The 11,653-nt window shown below is 32.9% G+C and carries 9 protein-coding genes; 3 read left to right on the top strand and 6 right to left on the bottom strand.

The genetic code is table 11. The annotated features are described in order from the left end of the window. Window positions 1-20: 20 nt before the first annotated feature. Window positions 21-845: a hypothetical protein gene (locus QL232_RS17865; RefSeq protein ID WP_281615185.1), complete on the bottom strand. Its 825-nt coding sequence runs from the start codon at window positions 843-845 to the stop codon at window positions 21-23. Between the two features lie 260 nt (window positions 846-1,105). Next, a complete protein-coding gene (locus tag QL232_RS17860) occupies window positions 1,106-1,405 on the bottom strand; it encodes a DUF6150 family protein (protein WP_281615184.1) in 300 nt (99 codons plus the stop codon). A 372-nt stretch (window positions 1,406-1,777) separates the two neighbouring features. Here QL232_RS17860 and QL232_RS17855 point away from each other — a divergent pair, with 372 nt between their 5' ends. Beyond that, window positions 1,778-5,101, top strand: a complete 3,324-nt coding sequence (locus QL232_RS17855; protein WP_281615183.1) for an Ig-like domain-containing protein — start codon at window positions 1,778-1,780, stop codon at window positions 5,099-5,101. A 65-nt stretch (window positions 5,102-5,166) separates the two neighbouring features. Here QL232_RS17855 and QL232_RS17850 read toward each other — a convergent pair whose 3' ends face one another. The 4 genes from QL232_RS17850 to QL232_RS17835 all read right to left on the bottom strand — a co-directional run bounded on the left by QL232_RS17850 (window position 5,167) and on the right by QL232_RS17835 (window position 8,360). Further along, window positions 5,167-6,189, bottom strand: coding sequence for a DNA cytosine methyltransferase (locus QL232_RS17850; protein WP_281615182.1), 1,023 nt, complete (start codon window positions 6,187-6,189; stop codon window positions 5,167-5,169). Window positions 6,190-6,204: 15 nt separating this feature from the next. Next, a complete protein-coding gene (rlmF, locus tag QL232_RS17845; RefSeq protein ID WP_281615181.1) occupies window positions 6,205-7,086 on the bottom strand; it encodes a 23S rRNA (adenine(1618)-N(6))-methyltransferase RlmF in 882 nt (293 codons plus the stop codon). Window positions 7,087-7,226: 140 nt separating this feature from the next. After that, on the bottom strand, window positions 7,227-7,679 hold the full coding sequence (locus QL232_RS17840; RefSeq protein WP_281615180.1) for a hypothetical protein: 453 nt from the start codon (window positions 7,677-7,679) through the stop codon (window positions 7,227-7,229). Window positions 7,680-7,910: 231 nt separating this feature from the next. Continuing rightward, the gene (locus QL232_RS17835) at window positions 7,911-8,360 is read right to left on the bottom strand and encodes a hypothetical protein (protein WP_168884385.1); all 450 of its coding nucleotides are present in this window, start codon (window positions 8,358-8,360) and stop codon (window positions 7,911-7,913) included. Window positions 8,361-8,566: 206 nt separating this feature from the next. On the opposite strand from QL232_RS17835, the gene QL232_RS17830 reads away from it, so the two are divergent. Then, the gene (locus tag QL232_RS17830; protein ID WP_168884384.1) at window positions 8,567-9,049 is read left to right on the top strand and encodes a GtrA family protein; all 483 of its coding nucleotides are present in this window, start codon (window positions 8,567-8,569) and stop codon (window positions 9,047-9,049) included. 99 nt (window positions 9,050-9,148) lie between these two features. Then, window positions 9,149-11,620 carry a M1 family aminopeptidase gene (locus QL232_RS17825; protein ID WP_281615179.1) on the top strand — a complete coding sequence of 824 codons (2,472 nt, stop codon included), beginning with the start codon at window positions 9,149-9,151 and terminating at the stop codon, window positions 11,618-11,620. Window positions 11,621-11,653: the final 33 nt, after the last annotated feature.

Here is an 11,653-nt window from a genome sequence, read left to right as displayed (position 1 = left end):
ATAAGTAGTCAACTTATAAATTAGAATGTTAATCGCACACAAGGTTGTGGAACGAATGCTGTAGCATCGTTTTCAGCCAAGTTTTTGTTAAAGTGCATGTAGATATCACAACCGATTTCCAACTTAGAGTTCTCATCGTTTTTAAATACTGTGTTTCTACCAACGTCAAATAAAAATCTTGTTTGTGAAATGAAATCTGTACCCATGTCTGTACGACCAAACTCAGGCTTGTTTGTTGCATTTGGAATTAAATCGAAGAAGCCTTGGATTCTGAAACCAGCCTTCTTCCAAATAGGTAAATCAAATACCCCTGTAAACTGAACTGCATCTTCTCTGATGTTGTCAGTTCTCCAATACGTAGAAAGTTTTAAGAAACCACCTTTAGGTGCTTTAAAAGTCATACCTAAACCGGCAAGACCTGCAAAAAATCCATTACCCATGTTTACTTGAGTATCAATTGAAAAATCTGCAATTGGACCTAAAGAAAAATCTTTACCCGTGATACCACCTAAACTGATCCAAGGAGAAACCTCAGAGTATACACGGTAGTTTGCTGCAGCTGGGTCTAAATCTTCGTTATTGAAACCTGTTAAGTAGAAACCATCAGGTGCTCCCATAAAGTTTACGAAGCCATAAACACCACCCCATTTTGTTACAGTAGTATGATCTAGTGTGAAAAGGTTCATGCCACCATTTTTAGGATTGGCACCTGTTACATAATCGGTATTGTTCCAACCGTATGCATATTCAATAAATGTACTAGAAAAGTTTTGTGCTTGTGTTTGAGTAGATGCAAACAAGCCAACCATCATTAGGAAAGGAAGTAAAAGTTTCTTAGAAACCATTGTGTAGATTATTTAAGACGTTTTTTAAACTCGCTTTAGAAACCTTCTAAAACGCACAGATGGTAATCGCCAATACATCTGCTTTTTCAGTGCAAATATGAACCTATTTATAGGTGAATATCAATGCCTTTTTTACACTTATTCTGCAAAGTGTTATGTGTAATTGAAATATTTAAATAAAAAATAGGATTTTCAATACGTTAAGGGAAGTTTTCGGTAGTGTTAAATATATCTAAATATTTCTTAACAGGTACAACCATTCATCTAAAATAGATTTTATAATCGGCTTCATAGCTTTTCGTTGTCACAAACATTTTAATATCGGCTTGGTACAATTGATCTACAAGAATCCAATCGGCACTGCTTTCATAACTTTTTGAAGATACAATGATATCGGCCTGATACGACTGCCCTACGACAAAGACTTTGTAGTCTGCCTTCCAAGACTGGTCAACAATAAACACTTTTGGTTTAGGTTCGATACTGGCTTCAATATCACAATTGGCTGTCAGTGTAAGAAATGTAAATAAAGAAATTAGGTAAAGTAGTAATCTTCTCATCTCTGTTTTTGCTATAAAATTATCACAGAATAAATATAGCTAATAATAAGTACTAGTTAAGAATGTGTTTAGAAAAATTATCTATCAAAAATATAGCAGTCACTAAGAAAAATTATTATTTGTAATTCAAATTAATATAATTCACATCGTTCATTTATCCTTTCAGAAGGGTAATTGATACAAAGCTGATTATATGACCAATAACTTTTTAAAAAAGTTCACATCTATCAATTATTGGCTACTTTTTGTCTATATACTACTTAAATATTCCTTTTCCTTCATCAATATTTGTAACAACAACACTTAATAAAATTTACCATAAAGATAACCAGCGAATGTTATCTATTAAATGAAATAGAAACGAATTATACTATGAGATTAAATTTTACAGCTTCTTTACTATTTACTCTATTTACCGTGGGTGTATCCATTTCTGGTTTTGCACAAACCTTCACTGATGACTTTGAATCACTGGAGTTTATTCATGAACATTCGGATCACCTAATAATAGATCATGGCAACCCTCTCAATTTTAATAATGATTCAAGTAGAATCGTCAGGAGCTCTACAGAGGATGCTTCATTAATTTACCATTTTACAGAAATCACTGATTTCAATTTACACTTTTGGTCTGTCGATGGCGATCAGAATGCCGGAGATCTTTCAATATTGAGTTCCAATGATGGGGTAAATTATACTTCAGTCAATGTAAACCGCTCATTTTTAAGCGATAATAGCTCATTGAGAACACTTGAAAGCGTTACCCCTACCGGTACCCTTTCTCACAGTTATTTAAAAATCGTAATATCGGGAGGAGATGCATCTTGGAAAGCTCAATTGGGGGCCATTCAAATTTCATATAAGGAATTACCAAATAGTATTAACACAGATGAATTGACTGACTTTAACCAAACTGTAGACTATTCCGGCTTTATTCTTTCTACAGATAGCGAAGTCAATTTCAATAATGATACTAATAGATTAGTAAGATCTACAATAGAAGATGCTCATATTACCTATGCCGTAAATAATCTTCAAACATTAAATGTAAAAACATACACTGTAGCTGGAGATATAGGTAATGCTGACGTCAACGTTTATTATTCAGAAGATAATATAAACTTTACTGCACTTTCAATATATAATTCACTTACTATTGATCTTGGATACAGAGCAGAAGTTATCTATTCAAATTCGGGTATAATTCCATCAAAAGCCAAGTACATTAAAGTTCAGTTTTCTAATGGTAATGCGGCTTGGAAAACTCATTTAGGAAGTGTTGCTTTTGGTACTTCAAGAGCTAGTAGAGCATTTTATTTAAGTAATGACGGCAATGATACTAATGATGGTAGTATTACATCACCTTGGGCATCACTAGAAAAAATTAGTGCAACCTCTGTTGGCGTTGGTGATAGTATCCTTTTTGAAAAAGGAGATACTTTTTATGGACACTTTATTGTCAATGGATCAGGAAGTGAAAATTCTCCTTTATTGGTGTCATCTTATGGTAATGGAGAGTTACCAATCATCAGTGGTGTGGTGGGAAGTGAAAACGGTGGAGATTACCAAGAGGCGTTGTTGATTGAAAATAATGACAATATAATTATTGATGGAATTGAAATTAACAATGAAAGAATTGACAACAGAGAGGGTGTCAGTGAACTGGATGCATTTGGGATTCAAATTGTTAATTCAGGTTCAAAATCACTTTCTAATTTTATAATACGAAATTCAATTATTAGAAATGTATATGCACCAAAAGCTATTTTAAAAGAAGAAGGAGAAGATGCCTTTAATAGTTTAGAAGTTTCAGGTATTAAATTCTATTCCACTAAGAATTCGGTAAATGGTGAAGAGAAAAACATTAATAACATTTTAGTTGAAGACAATTATTTTACTGATATACAACGTTTAGGGGTTTATGTAAAACACGACGGTGGAGATACAGGAGTTGGTAATGATTCTTTAAATGCTAATTATAATAGTGTTTTTAGAAACAACGAATTTGTTGAATTAGGTGGCACTAGTATCCTTCCTATACGAACATTTAATTGTTTGATCGAACATAACATTTTTGATCGTCCGGGTTCAAGTAAAGACCCAAGAATGCCAGGTAGAGGTAGTTCGGTTTGGAATTGGAGATGTTTCAATACAGTGATTCAATACAACAAATGTTTAAGTACAAGAGGACATTTGGATTCTCATGGTATTCATATAGATCATGAAAATGTCAATACCTTTATCCAATACAATTATATGGAAGATTGTGAAGGGGGATTTGTTGAAATTTTAGGTGGTAACTTAAATTCTATCTATAGATTTAATGTATCGATCAATGACGGTTGGAGAGAAAATCCTTCATGGACTAATAGTAATCATACAATATGGGTCAATGAAGTAGTTCCTGCCGGAACACATTATAGTGATCAGAATTTTATATATAATAATACAGTATATATGGATAGCGCCTATTCAACTTCTATCGATATTGATGGTAAGGCAACATATATTTTCAATAATGTATTCTATGCTAAAGAGGGACGCATTGGTGGTAAACAGGTAAAAATTGATACACATGGAGAAACACTTTATGTTCAAAATAACCTATTTTATGGGGATGTGCACAACAACTTTTCTAACCTTGACAATAGCAAGGTAGTTGCTGATCCTTTATTTTATGCCGAAGGTGCAAGAAATGCATTAGGGTATCAATTAAATGAAAACAGTCCAGCAGAAAATAGTGGTGTTTTAAATGTAGGACCTCCGATTCCAAGTGCAGGAACAGGTATTTTTGCCCATATCCCTGCCTATCCTACAGAAGATTTTTATGGAAATCCTGTTGATCTATTTAGTGGTTCTCCTAATATTGGTGCTATCAATAACAAAAATGGACAATTAGTACCAAGTGAGGTGGCTCCTATTGAAAGCTTACAATTGTCTACTGACGCTATTGCATTAAATGCAGGAAGCCAAGAAACGTTAATAGCAACAACACTACCCGCCTATGCTAGTAATCATTCTGTAAATTGGACCTCTAATAACACTAGTGTGGTTACTGTCGATGATAATGGAACGATTACCGCTATCTCTGCAGGAGTTGCAACAATTATAGCAACAACTGAAGATGGTAGTTTTACCAAATCATGTACGGTTACTGTCAATGATGATCAACCTGTTTCGAAGCCAATAATTACAGATGTACTTGCATATATTTATGCAGCAAAAATTACTTGGCAAGAAGGAAATAATGCGACATACCATAGGATTCAATATAAGCAAGAAGGAAAGGCTTGGAATACTATTGATAATATCCAAAATGTAGACCCTGATGAGTTTTGGTTATCAAACTTACTGCCTGGTCAAAACTACTCAGTAAGAATTCGAGCAATGAATACAACCTATATGTCAGCTTGGTCGGATATCGTTAATTTTACTATGAATGAAGACAGTAATAATCGAATTACCTCTTCAGAACAGTTGGTTTCAGAGCAACCTTACTTGGCTCCAAACCCAGTACAACACCGTTTAAATATTAAAGGGTTATCTGAAGACACACCGATTAAAGTACTTGATTTAAAAGGTAGTATTTTGAAGCAATCAACAAGTCATCAATCTCTGGATGTAAGTGGATTACAAAAGGGAATTTACATTGTAATGATTGAAGGGTTCAGTCCTATTAAATTCATAAAGCAATAATGATAATACAGTATCTTCATAAAAAGTAAAACTGATTATTAATTACTGTCACCCCATTTGTCTTTTTAAGGCGTTTGGGGTGTTTTTTTATCTCTTTGATTAAGAGAAAAACTAATCTTCTCTCCTATTGCTTTTACTACATTTACAGCTACTGAATTTCCAAATTGTTGGTATGCTTGTGTTAATTTTGAAGTGATCTTGAAACTATCTGGAAAACCTTGCAATCGAGCACATTCCCTTGGGGATAGTTTACGTACTTTACCTTTTACAAGATATAAACCAGTTCTTGAACCTACGCCTCCACCATACGCCGAAAGAGTAATAGCATGACCATTTTCATGGTATATTCGTTCGCCTTGACCACCTTTATTTACAGTCCCAATTTGTATAGGCTTATTGGGGTATTCTGTTTCTTTTAGCACATCAAAAGCTGAAATGTCTTTATAAAATCGGATATCATCACGATCTATCACTTTCCCATCCTTTGGATCTTCTAAAAGAAACTCTTTCAAAGCCACCTTTTTATGTGTTCCTATCGGAAATGAAAAATCTATTTCTAAATCTTTTCTAAAAGCTACAATATATAATCGTTCTCTATTTTGAGGCAATCCAAAATCTCTTGCATTCAGAAGTTTTGTTTTTGCCGAATACCCCAATAACTCTAATGTTGATAAAATCGTTTTTAGTGTTTTTCCTTGATCATGTCGAATCAGATTCCTCACATTTTCAAGAAAAACAACTTTAGGTTTTTTAGATTGAATAATCCTTGCTACATCAAAAAATAAAGTGCCTCTAGTATCCTCAAATCCTTTTTGTCTTCCAGATATAGAGAAAGCCTGACAAGGAAAACCCGCACATAGAATATCATGCGTAGGAATATCTTTCTCATCCACTTGTGTGATATCTCCTTGTGGTAAGATACCAAAATTGGCTTCATACGTAACTTGGCATCGCTTCTCCCACTCTACAGCAGATAAACACGTTGCTCCTAAACTCGACAACGCCAAATGGAATCCACCTATTCCTGCAAACAGATCAATAAAGGTGTATCCATGAAGAGGATGAGATGAAGATGATTTCTTAGACATATTCCTTCAAAAAAGTTATTTACTTAAACTTTGGAATGTCCATGCAACAAATCTACTTTTCTTTTGCCCTTGCCCCATATCGATAACATGAAATTCAGCAGGTCGTACAGTTTTCATGTGCTTTTTAATAGGAACAACATTCGTTGATTTAGAAACTAATGATGTAAACCAAATGACTTGATCTTTAATATCTTTACTCTCATTAATCATTTTTTTGATGAAGGCAAGTTCGCCTCCTTCACACCAAAGTTCATTACTTTGGCCTCCGAAGTTTAGTGTAACTTCTTTACTATTTGGGTTTAGGTTTTTTACCTTTCTTGTTGATTGTTGTAAAGCCTCTTCCGCACTTTTATGGAATGGAGGGTTACACATTGAAAATGCAAACCTGTCCCCTTCTCTTATCACACCTTTAAAAATACTATCCATATTTTTTTGTTTACGGATACCTATTTCTTTTGGTGAAATCTTATTCTTTTTTAGGATATCAAGAGCATTGTCTATAGCAACATCATCAACTTCTGTTCCTACAAATCGCCAACCTAGCATTCCTTTTCCAATTAAAGGGTAGATGATATTCGAACCAGAACCAATGTCTAGTCCTTTTACCATTGTTGGTCTTAACGAAGTGGTTTGTTCTAAAATATCCTCAATTTTTAAAATATAATCTGCTCTACCCGGAATTGGTGGACACAAATATCCTTCTGGAATATCCCAATATTGAACTTTATAGTACGATTTCAATAATGCTGAGTTCAAAGCTTTCACAGCTTTAGGATCAGAAAAAGTGATCGTTTTTCTACCTGATTTACCCATTATCACGAATGGAGCTAAAGCAGGATGTGCTTTTACAAGCTTATCGAAATTGTAACCTTTTTTATGTAAATTATTAGGATGCATGAAGGATTGATTTTATTAAGATGCGAAGTTAATAATAATCTTAGAATCCAAAATCAATAAAATTAAATAGAATAGACTGAAGAGTATAAAAAAACCAGAACCTATATTTTAGATTCTGGCTTATTGATACCAATGATTACTTATTTTTTCTTGAAAGTGATCACACTGATAAATTTCTTATGTTTCTCTGAAAATGTTCTTGATGATACTTTTGTGATGCCCATATCATCTTTTGGTTGAATGATATTTAGTTCGTATTCATCATTTAATAGCAACTTAACGCTAGTTGCATTTTCTCTATCTTTAAATTCTTTTATTTCTAAACATTTAAAATCTTCGTTTGTCCAGAAAATGATGTTTTCTGTATCTGGATTATAAATGTATTTTGTTTTACCTTCTTCTTGAATATCTAAATAGAAATCGATGACCTCATAAATTAAGGTAACATCAGAAATATGTTGTCCTTTTAACTCCTTTATTGTTTCCATTGTTAAGGCATTGTCATTTGGAGCAATTTTATCGTTAGGAGCAGCAAGCATAGTGTGAAGTAAATTCACGTTTAATGCAATGAATAAATAAAAAATCTTTTTCATGTATATGAGATTAAAAAATTATAAATACAAACTCATAAACGACCAAAAACCCTTTTAGATTCCTATTTATCAACGTTTTAAATATCGTTATCAATCATATTCATTTATTTACAATAGTAGTTTCATAATGCTTTTATGGACATTCAAAAAACGTTTTTCCGAGTAAATTTGGTCAAAAAAAAGCCTCCATCAACTTTCATATTAATGGAGGCTTTACTTGAAATATTTTTATTATTTATTTTCTTCTGTAACCACTTCGAAGTATCTTTCCCAGTCTGGAAAATACTTTCTAACGCGTACATCCAAGATGTTGTCAGTATCATTATAATACACAACATGTAATTTGATATCTTCATTAACGGTCATGTAAACGTTAGTCAACTGACTTGTAACTTTACAGTCTGTCACTACTAATTTATCAATACCATCTTTAAAATACATCACTAATTCGTTGTTATCGGGATTGTAAACATAATCCATATTTCCTTCTTCTCGAACAGACAAGTATTCGCTAAGAATTGCCTTGATCTCATTCGGTTGAGAAAATACTCTTCCCTTAAGTGACGAAATATCTAAAGTGTATTTATCATCAAGTTTATTATCATTATACTGATTATCTGAAGCAAAAGAAGTATTGATAATTAATAAGCTAAAAATTAATATGTTAAGTAACTTTTTCATAGGTATTAGGTAATAGACGAATTTATTGTTTTTTTATATCAACGTTAAATAGGTATTCGTAGCTAAGATTTAAAGACGACATTAAACATTGTTATCACTCATAAGCAGTTGTTTAGAAAAAGAGGGTATGATTAAGGATTTCTAACAGCTCTACTTGTTCCAACTATTCAATTAGATCTGTATATTTGTCGGCTAATTCATACAAAATGAGAGAAAAATTTATACAACTGATTGACTTATTCTATTTTATCTTCAAGCCTTTTATGCCTTTAAAAACATACCGTTATGCTGTATGTGGAGGTGGTAATTTGGTGTTAGATATTGTTTTATACTTTTTAGTCTTTCATTACGGTGTGGATGAACATAATTTGGATTTAGAATTTGTTACGGTAAGTCCTCACATTGCAGCTCTATTTATTGTTTACCCCATTACGTTAACTACTGGCTTCCTATTACAAAAATACATTACCTTCCAAGATTCTGACCTTAGAGGAAGAGTGCAGTTTTTCCGATATTTTCAGATTAGTGTGGGAGCGATTATCATCAATTATTTTCTAATGAAGTTATTTGTTGATGTCTGTGGCTTTTACCCTACACCATCAAAAATGCTTACTATTGCTGTTTCTGTGGTTTATAGTTATATATCTCAGAATTTATATTCCTTTAAAGTCACAAATAAGGAATCATAGAATAAAGTCTGTCAATTAAATTCTGTAAGCTAAATAAAAAAGTTTTTTTCACTTTCTACTTTTCCTATCTTGATTATAGAAATTATTAATCAAGCATATATGAGAAAGTTATTACTCCTAATTTTTTTATCAATTAGCATTATGGGATGTAAAAAAGAATTGAATCTCCCTCAGACGAATGGTGTTAGCCTTACGTTAGCACAGCATCGTTTTGAAAATTTATCCAATATTAGATATGAATTACATTTTGTCCTTCCTGAATTAAAGGAAGAAGAAATTCAAGCTACAGCATATATAGAGGTTGATATTAAAGATACTGACCATCCTTTACTATTAGATTTTGCTACTGATAATAACGAGATCACAAACCTTGTGGTCAATAATCAACCGAGTGACTATCGCTACCAACTAGAGCATATTGTCATCCCATCTGAGAAATTAACTGAAGGAAAAAATAAGATTTCTTTTCATTTTACGGCTGGTGATCAGTCTCTTAATAGAAAGGAAAACTATATGTATACCTTACTTGTTCCTGACCGAGCAAGAACCTTATTCCCCTGTTTTGATCAACCCGATTTAAAAGCTACCTACTTATTGAGCCTAGATATGCCCGAAAGTTGGAAAGCTATAAGTGCTGAATATGGAAAATCTACACCGAGTGAAGATGGAAGAACTTTAATCGTTTTTAGAGAATCACAACCCATGAGTACCTACCTTTTCTCATTTGTAGCGGGTGAATTTGAAGAGGTCGTTTATAATGATGGAAAACAAAAATTCCATATGCTCCATATGGAAAGCGATGAAAAGATCAATAATAATAAAAAAGCCATATTTGACCTTCATGTCAATGCTATCAAATGGTTGGAAGAATATACAGGTATACCCTATCCATATCATAAATTAGACTTTGCATTAATCCCTCCATTTCAATATGGTGGAATGGAACATGTGGGTGCGATACAATATAGAGCTTCATCTTTAATTCTTGATGAAAATGCTGGACCATCTGAACATTTAAGAAGAGCACAGTTAATTGCACATGAAGTCGCCCATACATGGTTTGGAAATTTGGTCACCATGAAATGGTTTAATGATGTTTGGCTCAAGGAAGTTTTTGCAAATTTCATTGCTGCAAAAGCTGTAGAACCTAACTATCCAGAAATAAATCACGACCTTCAATTTTACCTCTCCCACCAAAATAGAGCTTATGTGGTTGACAGGACTGCGGGGAGCCATCCTATCCAACAGCAATTAGATAATCTCAACTTAGCAGGAACTTTATATGGAGCAATTATTTATTCCAAAGCTCCTGTAGTTATGGCACAATTGGAAAAGGTAGTGGGGCCAGAAAATATGCAAAAGGCACTGCAATCCTATTTATCAAAATACGCCTTTAGTAATGCTACATTTGATCAGTTAATTGCTGAGATCTCTACCGCTAGTGGATTAGAATTAAAAGAATGGGCTGATAGCTGGGTAAAAAAAGAAGGGATGCCTTTACTTCAATTTACATCACAAGAAGATTTACTTTCCATTCAATACTCTGTTCCGAATGCATCACAAATCATAGAAGTGAACAAGGAAGATATATTATTAGATCAACAAAAGATTCAGCTGAATTCTAAAATCAATGGTTTTCCTTTAGATCAATCTGCAAAAGGATACGGATATTTTGAACTAGATGAAGTATTGCAAGAACAGGTTATTAATTCTATCAATACATTGTCCGATACTGAAGTTGTCGTAGCATATGGTACATTATTCGAGAATTTTCTTCATCAAAAAGTAGATATCGAAGTATATGTACAATTTATTATTGAGCAAATAAAAGTAGAAGACAATTTATTATTAAAAAATATGCTATCCAGCCAATTGAATGAGGTCTATTGGTATTATCTAAATGATAAAGAGCGTATCGTTATCACTAATAATGAATTTGACACTTTTAAGAAATTAATGGAGTCCGCCTCAAAGAAAGAGATCAAGGCATTCTATTTTAATATTCTGAAATTATTTGCTCATACTGAAAAGCATCAGTCTTTCTTTTCAAGCTACCTAACAAAAAAGAACACTTCCCCAAAACTAAATGATAGAAATAGAATTGCTTTATTACAAAAATTGAGACTCGAACAGTTAGTGACTGATGAGGAATTAGCCGTTTGCCAAAGTTTAATTGAAGCATCTTATTATCAAGATTTTCTAAAATATATTCTACCAAGTAGTAGTCAACAACAAGATCAATTGGATCAATTTATTGAAAATATGAAAAAGGTGGAGAATAGAGGAAACGAACCTTGGGTGGAACAGGCGTTAGGATATATCAATCATCCATTACAGGCTAAATTATCATTAAAACATATACCCACAATTTTAGAACTCTTACCTGAAGTACAAAAGACAGGTGATATATTCTTTCCATACAATTACCTCAGGTCTTCGATAGGTAAAAGAACAGAAAAGCATGTAGTAAAGATCACTAATGATTACATTCAACAACATCCAGAAATTGACAGTAAATTGAAAGCAAAAATTCTTCAGAACTTAGATCCAGTAATCAGAAGATCAAAATAAAAAACGCCACATAGATATTCAATTCTATGTGGC

It is taken from the genome of Flammeovirga sp. SubArs3 (genome assembly GCF_947387565.1).
GTDB classification, from domain to species: domain Bacteria; phylum Bacteroidota; class Bacteroidia; order Cytophagales; family Flammeovirgaceae; genus Flammeovirga; species Flammeovirga agarivorans.
This window is presented reverse-complemented; position numbering and strand designations above follow the sequence as displayed.